This window comes from Paenibacillus sp. FSL R7-277, from assembly GCF_000517965.1.
Classification (GTDB): Bacteria; Bacillota; Bacilli; order Paenibacillales; family Paenibacillaceae; genus Paenibacillus_AQ; species Paenibacillus_AQ silagei.
Map to the genome: position 1 here is coordinate 67,030 of NZ_ASPX01000079.1, position 16,014 is coordinate 83,043.

The 16,014-nt window shown below is 51.5% G+C and carries 11 protein-coding genes and 1 pseudogene; all 12 read right to left on the bottom strand.

The window, feature by feature from the left end; translation table 11 throughout:
• Window positions 1–18: 18 nt before the first annotated feature.
• On the bottom strand, window positions 19–1,695 hold the full coding sequence (kdpA, locus tag C173_RS21995; protein WP_036728512.1) for a potassium-transporting ATPase subunit KdpA: 1,677 nt from the start codon (window positions 1,693–1,695) through the stop codon (window positions 19–21).
• Between the two features lie 19 nt (window positions 1,696–1,714).
• A complete protein-coding gene (locus tag C173_RS35695; protein WP_076154139.1) occupies window positions 1,715–1,792 on the bottom strand; it encodes a potassium-transporting ATPase subunit F in 78 nt (25 codons plus the stop codon).
• Between the two features lie 230 nt (window positions 1,793–2,022).
• Window positions 2,023–2,358 (bottom strand): hypothetical protein, encoded by a 336-nt coding sequence (locus tag C173_RS22000; RefSeq protein ID WP_051478280.1) that lies wholly within the window; start codon window positions 2,356–2,358, stop codon window positions 2,023–2,025.
• A gap of 219 nt (window positions 2,359–2,577) precedes the next feature.
• Window positions 2,578–3,294, bottom strand: a complete 717-nt coding sequence (locus tag C173_RS22005) for a response regulator (protein ID WP_036728515.1) — start codon at window positions 3,292–3,294, stop codon at window positions 2,578–2,580.
• Window positions 3,287–5,947 carry a sensor histidine kinase gene (locus C173_RS22010; RefSeq protein ID WP_036728518.1) on the bottom strand — a complete coding sequence of 887 codons (2,661 nt, stop codon included), beginning with the start codon at window positions 5,945–5,947 and terminating at the stop codon, window positions 3,287–3,289. The genes C173_RS22005 and C173_RS22010 overlap by 8 nt, the downstream gene beginning before the upstream one ends.
• Window positions 5,948–6,066: 119 nt before the next feature.
• Window positions 6,067–6,906, bottom strand: a complete 840-nt coding sequence (locus tag C173_RS22015; RefSeq protein WP_051478282.1) for an RCC1 domain-containing protein — start codon at window positions 6,904–6,906, stop codon at window positions 6,067–6,069.
• A gap of 74 nt (window positions 6,907–6,980) precedes the next feature.
• On the bottom strand, window positions 6,981–7,403 hold the full coding sequence (locus C173_RS22020) for an FMN-binding protein (RefSeq protein WP_036728521.1): 423 nt from the start codon (window positions 7,401–7,403) through the stop codon (window positions 6,981–6,983).
• Window positions 7,404–7,449: 46 nt separating this feature from the next.
• Window positions 7,450–8,220, bottom strand: coding sequence for a flavodoxin family protein (locus tag C173_RS22025; protein WP_036728524.1), 771 nt, complete (start codon window positions 8,218–8,220; stop codon window positions 7,450–7,452).
• Between the two features lie 231 nt (window positions 8,221–8,451).
• Window positions 8,452–10,017: a peptide ABC transporter substrate-binding protein gene (locus C173_RS22030; protein WP_235191980.1), complete on the bottom strand. Its 1,566-nt coding sequence runs from the start codon at window positions 10,015–10,017 to the stop codon at window positions 8,452–8,454.
• Window positions 10,018–10,203: 186 nt separating this feature from the next.
• A complete protein-coding gene (locus C173_RS22035; protein ID WP_036728529.1) occupies window positions 10,204–14,130 on the bottom strand; it encodes a discoidin domain-containing protein in 3,927 nt (1,308 codons plus the stop codon).
• A 415-nt stretch (window positions 14,131–14,545) separates the two neighbouring features.
• Complete coding sequence (locus tag C173_RS22040; RefSeq protein ID WP_036728532.1) at window positions 14,546–15,043, bottom strand: hypothetical protein; 498 nt, start codon at window positions 15,041–15,043, stop codon at window positions 14,546–14,548.
• 1 nt (window position 15,044) lies between these two features.
• Window positions 15,045–16,014, bottom strand: a pseudogene (locus tag C173_RS34720) (hypothetical protein); the annotation flags it as partial.

Here is a 16,014-nt window from a genome sequence, read left to right on the forward strand (position 1 = left end):
TCTCGTCTCTCCCTCTCCCTACCGTAAAGTCAAATATTCTGCAACCGGACCGAGGACAATCACCGGCAGGAAGGTCAGTGCGCCGATAATCAGCACCGTACCGATCAGGATGCCGGTGAACAGGCCGTTGTCTGTGCGGAAGGTTCCTATGGTCTCCGGCACCGGCTTCTTGCGCAGCAGGGAACCGGCAACCGCCAGCATGGCGATCATCGAGACATACCGGCCAAGCAGCATGACCACCCCGGTGGTGATATTCCAGAAGGACGTATTATCCGCCAGCCCTTCGAAGCCCGAGCCGTTATTGGCCGCAGACGATACGTATTCATACAGCACCTGGGTCATTCCGTGGAAGCCGGGGTTACTGATACTGCCTTTACCGAGCTCTGTCAGAAAAGCCCCCGCCGTCGGCACCAGAATAATCAGCGGATGAATCAAAATGGCGATGGCGATCAGCTTCATCTCCCGCGCTTCAATCTTGCGGCCCAGGAACTCCGGCGTCCGGCCCACCATCAGCCCACACAGGAACACGCCGAGGATCGCATACATGAGCATATTGATCAGCCCGACACCTTTGCCGCCGAACACGTTATTCAGCATCATGAGGGTCAGCGGGGTAATACTGCCGAGCGGCGTCAGCGTATCATGCATATTGTTCACACTGCCGGTGGTTGCCGCCGTTGTAACGGTGGTGAACAGCGCCGACTGTGCGATGCCGAACCGGACCTCTTTTCCCTCCATACTGCCCTGTGAAGCATCTATCCCCATGGCGTTAATCGCCGGGTTGCCCGCACTTTCCGCAGCGTAATTCACTCCGAGCAATACCACGAACAGCGTCATCATCGCGCCAAAGATCATCCAGCCCTGCCGCTTATTCCCGGCGAACTTCCCGTACATATACGGCAGAGATGCGGGCAGCAGCCACATGGAGAGGATCTCCAGCACATTGCTCAGCGGACCCGGATTCTCAAAAGGATGCGCAGAGTTGGCTCCGAAGAAGCCCCCGCCGTTCGTGCCGATGTGCTTAATGGACTCCAGGGAGGCCACCGGACCGATAGCAATCTGCTGGGTCTGCCCTTCAAGCGTAGTGACTTCCAGCGTAGGCTTCAGGGTCTGCGGCACATGAAGCGCTACAAGCGCCATTGTTACAAGCAGTGCCATCGGAATGAAGATCCGGATATGCGCTTTGACGAAGTCCTCGAAGAAGTTCCCCACCGAGCGGCGGCCTGTAATCCCTCTGACAAAAGCAACCGCGACCGAGAAGCCGCTGGCCGCCGAGGTGAACATCAGCATCGTCATGACCGCCATCTGTGAGAAGTAGGACACGCCCGTCTCCCCGCTGTAATGCTGCAGATTCGTATTGGTGATGAAGCTGATCACCGTGTTGAAGGTAAGCGTCTCTTCCATATTGCCAATCCCGCCCGGGTTGAGCGGAAGCCCCTTTTGCAGCCGCAGGAAAAGATAACTGAATGCCACCAGTACAAGGTTCGTTACGATGAAGCTGAGCGCATATTTCTTCCAGGACATCCCGCCCCGCTGCTTCAGCCCGATCAGACGATAAATTCCTTTCTCCGCGGCACCAAATACCCGGTCTGTCCGGTTCGGTTCATTAGAGAATACATGATATAGATAAGTGCCCACCGGCTTCACCAGCAGTACGAGTATTAAGATGACGACTATAATCTGCACAATCCCCACGGATGGCCCTCCTTAGTAGTTAGAATTTCTCAGGATGAATCAAAGCATAGCCCAAATACAGAAACAGCAGCGCAGTAGCTGCGAGGACAACTGCCATTACTCCGTCCCCCCTTGCTCATCGGTCACACGGCTGCACCATTGTACAAACGCATAGAATACCGTGAATATCGCTGCCAGCATTGCCGTCATATACACATCCATCATCGTCTTTGCCACTCCTCACCTTATGGTAATCTCTCTCTCTTGTAACTTCCGGTCTAGCGTATCATTTCTCCCATTAGTTCAGGGTAAGGGTTTCCTCAGGCGCATTAAGATTGTATTAAGACTTCAGGAGGAATGGTAAATCTCTTCACCCAGCACCCTGTTGACCGCACCGATAAAAGCACCATAACCCCCGTCCGTTTCCATCCGGTGCGGGAGCGCCCAGGCAAGGATCACTTCCGTCTCCTGACGATCGAACTCGAAGCTGGTCACAAGCAGCTCACTGACCTCACGGGCCGAAGACCCGCAGGCAAACTGGTATGCCGCAGCGTACACCCCGCTATTCTCATAGGTGCACTCTTGCAGCAGATCGATCCGGTCATAATGCCGCTTGATCAGCACCAGCAGCGCCGTCAGCGCCGTCACCCATCCGATATTTCTCATCCACACATCCATCTCCATGCCTTCTCTCCAGTATGTTAACTTCAGAATTCAGCGTACCACTCCCGCCATTAGTTCAGGATTAGGGTTTGGTTCTACAGATTAAGATTACGTTAAAATACCGCGGGAACGCTGCTCCAGTCACTCTCGCATCATCCGCCGGAACGGCAAAAAAACCATGCCTGCAAAGGCATGGTTAGGAACACTATGAAACACGCTATACGGCTTCCGTAAGCCGGTTCAAATCACTCGGCTGTCGTCTCCCGCCTGCAGCATCCGGTAGCCCACACCGATATGGGTCTGGATCACCTTGGGCTGGGAAGGGCTGCGCTCAATCTTCTTGCGGAGCGTAGCCATGAACACACGGAGCGCCGGAATATCATACGTAGGACTGCCCCAGATTTCATGCAGGATATAATTATGGGTCAGGACCTTGCCGACATTCTTCGCCAGCAGACACAGCAGCTTATACTCAATCGGCGTCAGGTGGATCTCATCATTGTCCAGCCAGACACAGCCCGCCGCATAGTCAATCCGCAGATTTCCGTTCGCAAAAAAGGCTGAATCCTTCATCAGCTTCTCGCTGTCCCCCCGGATTCGCCGCAGACTGACCCGCAGCCGGGCGAGCAGCTCCTCCACGCTGAAGGGCTTGGTCAGATAATCATCGGCTCCGGCATCCAGCGCTTCGATCTTGTCGCGGTCCTCGCTGCGGGCACTGACCACGATGATCGGAAGGTTCGACCACGCCCGGATCTTCCGGATAATATCCACACCGTCCATATCGGGCAGACCGAGGTCCAGAATCATCAGATCCGGCTGACTGGATACGGCCTCCAGGATGGATGCCTCCCCCGTCTCTGCGGTATGGTATTTATAGCCCTGAGTCTCCAGAGTTGTGGTAATCAGCTTGCGGATCGGCTTGTCGTCTTCGACGACCAGAATCATGGGTTTATTCATGGACATTCACCTCCTCTGCCAGCAGGGTGAAGCGGAAGACCGTTCCCTGCGGTGCATGATCTTGTACTTCAATATGCCCGCCATGGGCATGAATAATTGATTTGCAGAGCGCAAGGCCCAGGCCCAGACCGCGCCTGCCATCTCCCCGCACATTGTCCGCCGTATAGAACATTTCGAACACCTTGGCCTTCGCTTCTGGGGATATTCCCGGCCCATCGTCAGCGACCTCGACCACTACTAGCCCCTTCTCCTGTCTGGCGGATAGGGTAATATGTGAACCCGACCCGCTGTACTTAATCGCATTATCCACCAGGTTGATGATCACCTGAATGATCAGCCGTGAATCCATCCGGGCCATCAGCAGTTCCTCTTCGAGCACCACCCGGATCACATGATCCTCCTTGTTGCGGTTCACATGCAGCAGCGCTTCCGCGATCACTTCCTCCAGCAGCTCCGCCTGAAAGTTCAAATGAAGCGCACCGTTATCAATCCGCGTAATCGACAGCAGATTCTCCACCAGATTGATCAGCCAGATCGAATCGTCATAAATATCGTTGTACAACTCCTGCTTCTGCTCCTCACTCAGCACCGCCGAATTGCCGATCAGGATGCCTGCGTTACCGGATATACTCGTAAGCGGCGTGCGCAGATCATGCGAGATACCGCGCAGCAGATTGGCACGCAGCTGCTCCTGCCTGATTTGCAGGGAGCTTTCCTTTTGCAGCTCATTCAGCTTGTCTTTCTCCAGCGCGAGAGCGCATTCGCCTAGCATGGCAATCATCAGACTTGACTCGAACACCTCCAGCGGCTCTTCCTGTTGCATCACAATTCCTGCTACTGCAAACACCGTATCGCCGCTTCGCACCGCATGATACAGACAATGGGCCGCCGAGAAGGTATCGGTAGACGCTCCGGCCCGTTTATTGTTCCGCAGCACCCATTCCGCTACCTCGCGTTCCGCTTCCAGCTTAGCCTTTTGAGCGTCAATCGTACTTCCATCCTTGTTGTACAGCAGCGGCTCCGAGAGCCCATCGTCCACAACCTCATAGATGATGATGCTCCGGTCCAGCAGCTTGAGCATTTGCAGCGCGGTCTCGCTCAGAATGGCGGGCGTGTCTTTGGCCTGCTGCAGCTTCCGGCTAGTCTCCAGGAGCACCTCGGTGCGGTAGGCTTTTTGCGCCGATTCTCTGGCCTGCTCCTTCACCCGCAACGTCAACGTACTGGTGATGAACGAGGCGGCCAGCATGACGAGGAAGGTCACCGGATACCCCGAGTCATAGGCCTGAAGCGAGAAATATGGCTCAGTGAAAAAATAGTTAAAGACCAGCACGCTCAAAATCGATGTCACCGCGCTGTACAGCCGTCCTTTTGTAACCATCGCATCCAATAGAACACCCAGAATATAGACGGTGATAATGTTCGCTTCACTGAAGCCGAGCACCTTGAACCACAACCCGATGATCGTGCAGACCAGCAGAATCCCCAGAGTTTTGCCCGTATCAGCCAGGGTGAGAAGCGGAGGTCTGGCATATTGCGGAATTTTGGATTGCAAGGCAGACTCTTGATCCGGGATGATATAGATGTCGATATTCGGGGCAGCAGCCGTCAGTTTATCTACGAAACCCGAACCGACGGACCAGCGGCTGCGATTCTGCGACCGGCCCAGGATGATTTTGGAGACCCGGCTGGTTTTGGCATATTCGGCGATCTGTGCCGGCACATCCTCCCCGTAGACAGTGGCAACCTGCGCATTAAGCTGTTCGGCCAGCCGCAGATTCTCCCGCAGCTCCGACTTGTTCCTTGCCGTTAACTCTTTCGTTCGAGAGGTCTCCACGTAGAGAGCAGTGAATTCCCCCTGCAAATCTTCGGCCATTCTCGCCGCTGTGCGGATGACCTTCTTGTTGGATATTGCCGACGACAGGCAGACCAGGATATGTTCTCTGCTGTACAAGTTGGCTTCCACTGCCCGTTCTCCTAACTTGCCCTCATAACGTTTGAATTGATCCGCCCTGTACCGTTGAGCCAATTCCCGCAAAGCGACCAGCTTCTGGGGAGTGTACAGATCACCGGCCTCCTGCCGGAGCTGCCCCGTGGAAAAGATTCGCCCCTCATGCAGACGCTTCAGCCAAATGTCCGGACTGATATCAATGAACTCGACCTGGTCCGCACGCTCGAACACACTGTCGGGAATACGCGCTGGCTCAGCCATTCCGGTCGTGGATGCTACAACATCGGTCATACTTTCCAGCTGTTCTATACTAACCGTAGTATAGACATCTATTCCCGCGCGCAGCAGCTCCTCCATATCCTGAACCCGCCGCTTGTGGCGTACACCCGGAGCATTGATGTGGGCCAGCTCATCCAGTAAAATCAAGTCCGGCCTCCTGCGGATCGCCTGGTCCAGATCGAATTCCCGCCGGGTGGTCCCGTTTACAGGAATGTCCAGCGGCGGCAACAGCTCCAGTCCGTTAATAAGCTCCGCTATATCTGCTCTGTCATGGGCTTCAATGTAGCCCGCCAGCACCTGTTGGCCGTTCTTCTGCTCCACATGGGCAGCCTCCAGCATCGCCCGGGTCTTCCCTGCTCCCGGTACATAACCGAAGAATATCCTCAGCCTTCCGCGCCGCTTCTTCGCTGTATTTTCCCCTATCATCTGAAGGTTTCCTTCCCTCTAAGCCCATCTATAGGCTAGCCATTGTACACTGTAGCGTTAGTATAGCATGTGCATAATGAGCATAGTATTACGGATTCCGCTGTAGCATTAAGATTGCATTAAGATGATCGACCATGCAGCAGCGCTGTATCACATTGCCCATACGCATTACTCCCCGCCGTAACCACTGTGCCATCCTTCTGTAGACCGAGCGTGTGGGTGCAGCCTGCCGCAATGGCAACAATATCCGTCCAGCCGCTTACCTCACATTGGCCGTAATCATTCCAGCCTGTAGCCGTCACCGTACCATCCCATTGAAGGCCTACCGTATGATGACTGCCAGCCGCGATGGCCTTAATCTTGCGCCAGCCGCCTACTTCACCTTGTCCGCGCTTATTCAGACCTGTAGCTTCTACTGTGCCGTCTGCTCTAAGACCGGTCGTATGAAGATAACCCGCTGCGATCATCGTCAGCTCCTGCCAGCCATTCACATTCCGCTGCCCATAGCGGTTGTTCCCCGCTGTAATAGCCGTACCATCGGCCTTAAGTCCAACCGTGTGCCAGTCTCCTGCGGTAACCGCAACGATATCCGCCCAGCCACTGACCTCACATTGACCTTCGTTGTTTCTTCCCGCAGCGACCACTGTTCCGTCTGCCCTCAACCCGACCGTACGCCGCCAGCCTGCTGCAACCGCAACGATATCGTGCCATTCGCCCACGTTACATTGATCATGCTTATTCCAGCCTGCAGCGATCACCGTTCCATCCGATCTTAGCCCTACTGTATGCGAATTCCCTGTATGAGCATTGCCCGCTGCAACCGCAATTATATTACGCCAGCCGCTTACCTCGCATTGCCCGTATGTATTTTCGCCGCAAGCCCGCGCGGTTCCGTCCGGCAAGAGCAGAACAGAATGGCGGTATCCCGCCGCGATGGCGGATAATGAGTCAGTATGCATATGGATGTTGCTCCTTTGGTTTCTTTTTCGCGTAAGGATCACATAATGGTATTGCTAGTATTGCAAAATATTTGTTACATTTCAACGCTCTTGTGAAGGGCATTCTCTATGGCCTTGAGATAGGCTTTGCTTGTAAGCGTCGCACCGCTGATGCTGTCTACCTGAAGCGATTGAGCCTGGATCACTCTGCCGAACAATTCATCTGCCGACGCCGCAGGCTGATTCTCCGCATGCTCCAGGAGCTGGATCGCTGTAACTTTGTGCGCTGTGACGGTAACCAGCACCATATTCGCCCTCCATTTATACATTCCGCCAGCATATTCACCTGTATACTCACCTGCATGCAGCTTGTTGAAGTTCACTTGATCGATCTCTACGTTTCGCGCTTCACGGCGCTCTTTTTCTGTATACAGCAATGCCGCGCCTGAGCCGATTAGTCCCACGAGAATCACGGTTAGGCACACCAGCAGCAGGTTGCGTTTCCACTTCTTTTTCATGTTGACCCTCCTGGTTATGAATGAATATATTTAAGTTCATTCATTATTAAGCGCGTTTAGCCATTCTTTTACCGATTCTGTCAAACAGATGTCCAGCCAAACTTTTGACAGGACCCAGAGAGACCGGATAATAATACGCCGCTTCAAACCAGCCGTTAGCCTGGTAATGCCGGTAATCTTTTGACCGCTCATCCAGCATATGCTGAATACTGGTCCGGGACAGCCGGAACATCAGCAAGCGGAACAATGTGGGAGCCGGCGGTGCCGGACGCATCAGTCCTTTGTAGAAGCGGGCCGCAGACTTGCGGATTCTCACTGCATTCTTCTGCGCGGCTGCCGGGGTAACTGGCTCCATCGTACTAAGCACACACCCTTGGGTAACCTGGAAACCCAGATTCTCTCCCATGCTGCTAAGATATTTGACAATCGCATTCCCGCCGTGAATCCCCTGATTGACGATCGACGTATACGTCTTGCCAAAGAACTGCGGCCGATGGAACACATACGCCAGCCGGTCCAGCAGATTCTTCATCGATGCCGAGACATGGAAGGCGTAATTGGGAGTCGCCATAATCACACCGTCCGCACGCTCCAGCTTCTCGATCAGCACATCCCGGTCATCTTTGAGCGGACAATATTCTTCGCCCTTACTGAAACAGGTTTTGCAGCCCCGGCAGAACTCCAGCCTATAGTCCTTGAGGAAAATATACTCAAACTCAATCTCCCCGTAGGTTCGGAGCTGTGCTTCAAACTCACGGACCGCTCTGTACGTATTGTTCTTCTGCTGATTGCCGATGATTGCGATGACCTTCTTCATGATAGTCCCTCCAGAATAGAATGCAAAATAGTAGTTCTCTTGATACCAGCCCAGATTATGAATGAATTATTTTATATTCATTCACAACGTATATTAACATAGATATGCGCTGTTGTCTGTACGGACACGGCTTGATTTTGAACGATTGGTGAAGAGCTTCCGGGCCAAAAGAAAGAAGCCACAAGCAGCAATCTGCTCATGACTTCCTGATCCTTATATTCTAAACGCTTTTTACCGCCACGAGCCTCTTGTGAAAGCTATGGACCCGTCGTAGTCAACATATACATTTTTGATATTCGGATGACTCAAATAATCAGTCACAGTGTAAAACAGCGGAATAACTGCCATTTGATCCATGAGCAGCTGTTCGGCCGTGGCATAGATCTGCATACGCGTGCCGGGGTCGGCCGCCTGCCGGGCTTGCTGCATATAACGGTCATACACTGTACTGCTCCACCCTGTATCATTGGAGACATTCTGTGAACTGAACAGCTCCAGCATCGAGGCCGGATCATTGAAATCAGCGCTCCATCCCGCTCTTGCTATAGCATATTTCTGATGTATACGATTATCCAGCAGTTCCTCGAAGCTTTGGATTTCTACACTTGCTTCAATGCCTAAGTTCTTTTGCCAGTCCTTGATCACTTTACTTGCGATAACGTCATGATTGATATATTCATTCACGATAATAGTGAAGCTGGGGAACTTGGTGAGTCCCGCTTCTCTCATGCCTTCCTTCAGTAATTGCTTGGCCGCCGCCACATCCTCATGAAAGTACATCTTGTCCGACATCTCTGTGCGGAAATTCAACTGGGTCCCATGAATACTTGGCGGCACAAATCCAAACGCCGGATTGCCGTAACGCAAGGCTTCGCGGTCAATCGCCATCGCCAATGCCTGGCGGATCTTCAGATTGTCAAACGGCGGCTTAGTCAGATTGAATTGATAAAAATAGGTGGAAGCATACGACCCTTCATGCAGGTCGCGGTAAGATGCGCTATCTAAGGATGTATAATCCACTGATTCCACCCCTCCGCCTCCAACCCAGTCAACCTCCTTGTTCATATAAGCGACTGTCGGATTCTCAGGCAGCAGAAGACGTACCTCCGGCAGCTTAATTTCTTGGGCCGCATAATAAGCAGGGTTTTTAACTATAGAAATCTCATTACTCTTCCATGTCTTGAGCTTGAAGGGACCATTGGTTACCATAGACTTAAGGTCTGTTGCCCATTGGTTGTTAGCCTTCGCAGTCTTAGCGTACACCGGAAAATAGATACTCTCTGCGAGCAGTTGGATGAAATAGGAGGTTTTCTCCTTTAATGTGACCTGTAGTGTGGTGTTATTCAACGCCTTTACGCCGATTTTGGAGGTATCCTTCAGAAGTCCCTCGTTGTAGTTCTGCGCATTATTAATCATGTACATATTAAAAGCGTAGACATTCTTGGCTTCCGGAGCCAGCGCCCGCTTCCACGCATACTCGAAGTCCGAGGCCAACACCTGCTGCCCGTTGCTCCATTTCGCATCCCCGCGAAGCGCAAAGGTATACGTTCTGCCATCCTTCGAGAGGGTCCATGATTTTGCTATTGCCGGAACGGCCTGACCAGACGCATTCAACCGGACCAGTCCTTCAAATAAGCATTTGAGAACCGTCACTGTGCTGTCATCCGCAGCTGCTGCCGGATCAAGCTGATCAGGAAGACTTCCCAGACCGATACGCAATACCTTATTAGCTTGTGCAGCAGATGAAGTACCTGCCCCTCCCGTGAGCGTTACACTCATCATTAAACCTACTGCCAAAATGATATAAAGCAACCTTTTCATCAACGTTTCCCCTTTGTAAAGTCATTATGTACTTAATGAATAGAATAACATGCAGAGATGCTGTAATGCTGTCGCAAAAGATCGAAAGCAAATATGAAATTACTATGAAAAGATTACACAAAAAGAGGAGCCACTTAGGCCCCTCCCCTGTCTATCTCTAGGCTACTGAATCAACAGCCCAAACCCGCTCTGAATGAAATACAAGCTTGGATACGCAATATTGCTGGTCGTCAGGTTGTTGAAGGTCGCCGAGCCGTTGCCGGTATACGTGTAGATGGCCGCTCCCTTATGGGCACCGGAGAATCGTGAAGTGGTTACTCCATCGAGACCGGTGCCGTTAACGTTAATGTTGTTAAATACGATACCTGAGAAGCCGCCGCCGTATCCGAATTGGATCGCATCGCGCTGGGTGTTGATGATGTCGATGTTGGTGAAGGTAACGTTCTTGATCGGGTCACTCGAAGCTTCGAGATCAATTGCGCCGCGTTCCCCGTCATACAAGTCACGGCTGGTGCCGCTGTTAATGATCGTCGTATCCGAGAAAATCATCCCCGTATTGCTGTTGAAATGCGCCCCCGGGAAGGTCGTATTCAGCCGGATACCGGAGCCGCCCACCGTGTCGATAATGTAGTTGTGATCCGCCTTGTGACCGCTGCCCCCGAAGATGCCGATAGCGCCGGCACGCCAGTTATTCTCAATTGTATTATACGAAAAGGTGTTATTCACCCCATCCGGCGCCCCGAACGTATTGCTCGGCCAGACAGCCAGTCCGTCGTCCCCGTTATTGCGCACATTGGTATTGCGGACAGTAGAATTGCTGGTCCCCTGGGAGAAGTTGATGCCGTCTGCCAGATTGTTGCGGATGCGGCTGTTCTCTACAAGCAGATTGTTCGCAAAAATCGCCGGTGTCCGCGCATAATCCCCCACCCACATACCGCATTCAAAATGCTCAATCCATACGTCATGGATGACCGAATTGTTGCCGAAGTTATCCATCAGGCCTTTGTAGATGGCATTCTGGTTGTAGCGGGACCGCAGATTCGAGTTCATATACAAGTTGCTGAAATCCAGCTTGCCTTGGACGCGGAAGGAGATGCCCCCGCCAGCCGCATTGGGATTCGTAAATTGCAGATTGGTGTGCCAATAGCCTGCACCTGTAATTGTAATGTTGTTGATCATGTTGCTGGCCGAACCAATGACCCACATGCTGCTCAGATTAAAAGTTCCAGCTGGAATGTAGAGTGATTTCCCGCTGGAGACGGCGGCTGTAACCGCACTGTTGAAGGCGGCCAGGTCGTCCTGTCCGTCATTAGCAACCGCACCATATTCAGTCACTGATATAGCATTGGCCGGACGGGCGATGGCTGCCGGTACAGGTTCAATCTCCAGAAAATCCACCCCGTATTCAAGACTGTCTCCGTTGTTCTTCTGGATACGGATGGTGTCTCCGGGCTGCAGAGGGGTGTCCATCTTCCAGTGAACTTCATCGAACCGGAATAGCGGACGTCCAGCACTTGGCGCATCACCCGGCTGATCTCCAGAAAAGTATTGCCAGGCATAATAGGAGGTGAGCGGAATGGTCTTAGCCTTGGTTCCATTCACATATACGTCAAGCGCACCGGTGAGACCCATTCCGTCTGCCGAATCCGGCATCGTGAATCTCATGGTGACTCCGGCACCGCCTTGCCCCGCTCTCACTGTCCACTGTGCATAAGCTCCGTTAGAAGGTAAAGCCACATAACTCTGTCCCGAAGCTTCGGAGGCAATCAGCGTCTGATCGAAATTGGGAGCGGACTTCACCACCGCAGCTCCTCCGCGGGTCGCATCTTGTGTATCATACCGGCTGTAGGGAACGCTTGCTCCGCGCAAAGCATATACGACCAGATTCACAGTGTTCACGTTGTTGGCCTGCTTGGTTGTTACCTCATTGGCATCTGCGGCAATAGTTGTAATGACCGTATAATTTCCGTTCACTGCACTCCAGGTACCGGGAAGCGACACATTGACAGAAGCCCCGGCAGCAATTACGCCGGTGTAGGAGCCGGTAAAGGTCTGCACGGTTGAGCCTGCGGCGTTCTTCAGGGCTACTGTGATGCCATGGGCGCCGCCTGCGGAGGCAACATTGCCCTGATTCTTGACATTAACTGTGAAAGATACATTGTTTCCCGCAGCCGGTGTCCCCGGTGACCAGGAAGTCGTCCCGACAAGGTCGGAGCTGGAGACTGGAGCAATTACCAGCGGCGAAGAATTCGTATAGCTGTTGTTGCTTTCGTTCTGCTCAATAATCTGGCCCGCTTCATCTACCTTGGCACTAAGCGGATAAGTTCCGGCTGTTAGCGTTCCGGCATTCAAGGAGACTGTAGCTGAAGCCCCTGCAGCCAAAGCCGCAACGGGTGCCGAACCCGCCAGCTCGTTGTTCAAGTAGAAATTGACAGTGGTGGCAGCCGCTACGGCATTGCCAATGTTTTTTACCGTTGCATTCAGAGTTACACTGCCTGTCTCCACCGGAGAAGCAGGAGTCCAGCTCATGCCTGTAATCGTAAGATCCGGGTTCGCTGCCGGTGTGCCGAATACCTGGAATTCAGCGATCTGTCCGGCTGGTGCACCGGAATTGGCGGCGATAGCAAGCTGAAGCCGCTTAACGGTTGCCGTCACGGGAATGGTCACCGTGTTGCCCGAAGCCGGATTGAAGGTATAGGTCTGAGCTGAAACGAGGCTACTGAAGGTTGTCGTATTCTGATTGTGTCCGAGCACTTGAATGTTCTGGGTCCGGGCCGCCCATTCGGCTGCCGGATTCAGCTTCAGCACAATCGAAGTGATCGAATGATTGGCTCCAAGGTCGAGCGTAAGGGCGCTTGGATTCCCGCTGCCTTCCCAGTAAGTTGCCGTGTTATTGTCGTTCGCATTCGCGGCAACGAAATTCTGCGTGCTGGAGGAGGCGCTGATCGCCTTACCAATGGCGATGTTCCCTCCAGGGGACACCGTTGGTGTAGGCACCGGTGTTGCTGTCGGTGCTGGTGTTGGTGCGGAAGTTGGTGCCACCGTAGCTGTAGGGGCAGGGGTAGTTACCGGCGTTGGCGTTGGTGTAGGGGCAGTTGTTGGAGCTACTGTAGGTGAAGGTACGGGCGTGGCGATGATTGCAGCCGCTACCGTAATTAGATCCAAATTGACATTGCCCGTATCCCCTGCATCGTATTTGTAAGCAATGCTGTTACTGCCAGCATTCAGCGGGAGTGCTTCAGCCTTCGTACTCCAGGTGTCCCAGTTCGCCAGGTTAGGCAAGGTGGTCTGGCGCTGCTTAACTCCGTTCACGTAGATACTGATCGTCTTGTCGCTTCCGCTTGCATTGGCATACTTCAGTGTAACGTTCCGTGTACCCGCCGCAGGCACATTTACCGTGAAGGTGGTGGCCGGACCTTGGGCCAGATAGTTGTCCACAAAGCCTGTGCCGGAGTATCCGGCATGGTCCGTGTTCACTTGCGCTCCGCCGGATAATGCAGCAGCCTCTGCTTCATAGGTGCCCGCTGGAACCGGTGATGCAGTAGGGCTGGCTGTAGGGGCAGAGGTTGGGGTGCTGGTACCGTAGATTTCAAGCTCGGACAACTGGCCCGCAGGCCAGGCCGTATTCGCACTGAACAGCAGACGGACATAACGTGTGCTGGCAGCATTGAAGTTCACCGTGACACTGTTGTTCCCCACCGCAGGGTTGAAGACATATGCGGCCGAAGCAACGATATCTGTGAAGGTAGAGCCGTTCGTACTTCCCTGAACAGCCAGCGTCTGCGTCCTGGTCTCCCAGCTTGCCGGAAGCTTCAGCACAAGCTGGTCTATACTGGTGAGCGTACCCAGATCGACCTGAATCCACTGGGGAAAAGCATCATTTGCGCTCTCCCAATACGTATTCTGATTACTGTCCTTAACGTTATCCGGCGTATAATTCTGGGATTGCCCGCTGGCGGTAATGGTTTTGTTAAGTGCCAGATTCGCTCCGCCAGCAGCCGACGAACGGTTAAGCGGTCCAGCCGCCATGAATAGCGTTGAGATGAGCAGCGTAATTACAAGCGACCATGTAACAGACTTGTTACGCATTCTATTCCTCCTTAATCTGATGTGGAACAACACACAGTGATATTCACAGCCCTCTAATGATAGCGATTACAACAATTACAAAATCGAAGAATAACTCAGCCCACCCTCCCCTCGCTGCAATACACACTCATTATAGGTTTAATGCAGAGCACTCTTTAAGAGCTATTTCTACGGAAAAGATAGGTGATTCTATGAAACTGATCATTGAGATTAGCCAAGAATAAAAAAAGATCAACTATGGCAGATTCTGACCATAATTGACCTGTACTATGGAACTTAAAAGCGTTATTAGCGTGATTGATTTCTTTATTATGCCTAATTTCCTTGGTATCAAGTAGCATTTCTTATCTTCGTCTTGTTGTATTTACTCTATAAACCCCAAGCCATCTGGGAAAATACTAGGTGGCAGAATATTTCAAGGTAAATCAATCAACCTTGGATCTATATAACACCAATCCGGATCATATGGTAAAGATTTCATTTTTTTCATGTCCCCCCAGCTATAAACCCAATCATAATCTGTAACCCAAAAGTAATTGTCAGGATTCAATCTGAGGTATTCATAAATAAAATTAAAAATTAATTTTTGAACACCATAAATATCTTCAATATGACCAACTTGACATAATGATAAATTAGAATCCAGTTTCAAATCTTCATGATAGTAAAAATCAATACTTGGACTGTTAATAGCGTGAACTGAAAAAATAAATGATTGTTCACTTTTCTCTGCAAATGAATTGTTATTAATGTTCAGTGTAGTATACGAAAATTCCCCATTATCCGAATAATTTTTATTATTATGAAAATACAGAGTTGCATTAGCATGGAATACTGAGACTATTGTATCTGATAACAATTTCTCAGGTGAATATTCTTCTTTTAGTGTCAAAATAACTGCCGAAGTACCCATTTTATTTTAACGCCTCCTTAAGTTCATCCAGGGAATTAACAATAGTAACGCCCTTAGATTTAATCTCCTGTAATTTTTTTAAATCATTTGGATGTAAGTTTGTCAATGGTTTGTCAATATACAAAATAACTTTCTTCTGACCGGGATTGAAATAACTACCGTTATTTGGGTTTATATATTTATCAAACTGTTCTACATCTGTTATTGCCTTTATTGATTTTTTAACTTCAATAATCTCATCTTTAGTAACAACATCTAAATCACCAGCTAAACTATTATCTGCCTTTTTAACTTGCTGTCCAAACCCTGTGACTTCCTTATTTTCTCTTACAAAAGAAGCTACTTTAGCCTCGGTAGCCTTACCCGGGTCTGAACTGTTTAACTTAGCATCAATATCATTATTAATACTTCTAGGATGCTGATCAGTCCACGATAGCTCATTCCCAGCAGGGTTCTTATAATTTGTTTTATTTCCGTCCTTAAATATTTTAACAATACTATTAGAATTATCCGTCCCCTCAACTCTACCGCCCCCACCCTCCAACCCATCCATATACCGCTGCTGCACCGGTGTCTTCGGCAAGGCTGGCGTATCGGGGATCTCCCCTATCTTGAAAACAAACCCTTCCGGCGTCTGCACTACTGGACCCAGATTCGGGAGCTTCTGCTTGATCCCTTGCAGGGCATCCTTCGCCGCTTGGCTGACGGCGTCTTCTACCTCGCCTAGGACTTTCCCCACTTTGCCTGCTTTGGTGACCTGGAATCCGGGGACCAGAATCGATGCAACCGAGCCCAGCATTCTCGCCTTCTCTTCCGGGGTGCCCTCGTCAAACTGATGATACGCCATCTTCGCCGCTTCCACCAGTACTTCGGGATGGTCAATCAGATATTGCGCTTGCTGCTTCATTTCTGTGGTGGTTTTGACCGGGTCCACAACTAGCTTGAAGGCAAAGGTTGCCGTATCCGCCACG

What these genes read in the sequence shown, in the direction of transcription:
- C173_RS22010 (WP_036728518.1), bottom strand. Translation starts at nt 5,947, where the DNA reads ATGATAGGGGAAAATACAGCGAAGAAGCGGCGCGGAAGGCTGAGGATA.
- C173_RS22020 (WP_036728521.1), bottom strand. Translation starts at nt 7,403, where the DNA reads ATGAAAAAGAAGTGGAAACGCAACCTGCTGCTGGTGTGCCTAACCGTG.
- C173_RS22040 (WP_036728532.1), bottom strand. Translation starts at nt 15,043, where the DNA reads ATGGGTACTTCGGCAGTTATTTTGACACTAAAAGAAGAATATTCACCT.
- C173_RS22000 (WP_051478280.1), bottom strand. Translation starts at nt 2,358, where the DNA reads ATGGAGATGGATGTGTGGATGAGAAATATCGGATGGGTGACGGCGCTG.
- C173_RS22015 (WP_051478282.1), bottom strand. Translation starts at nt 6,906, where the DNA reads ATGCATACTGACTCATTATCCGCCATCGCGGCGGGATACCGCCATTCT.
- C173_RS22025 (WP_036728524.1), bottom strand. Translation starts at nt 8,220, where the DNA reads ATGAAGAAGGTCATCGCAATCATCGGCAATCAGCAGAAGAACAATACG.
- C173_RS35695 (WP_076154139.1), bottom strand. Translation starts at nt 1,792, where the DNA reads ATGGCAGTTGTCCTCGCAGCTACTGCGCTGCTGTTTCTGTATTTGGGC.
- C173_RS22005 (WP_036728515.1), bottom strand. Translation starts at nt 3,294, where the DNA reads ATGAATAAACCCATGATTCTGGTCGTCGAAGACGACAAGCCGATCCGC.
- C173_RS22035 (WP_036728529.1), bottom strand. Translation starts at nt 14,130, where the DNA reads ATGCGTAACAAGTCTGTTACATGGTCGCTTGTAATTACGCTGCTCATC.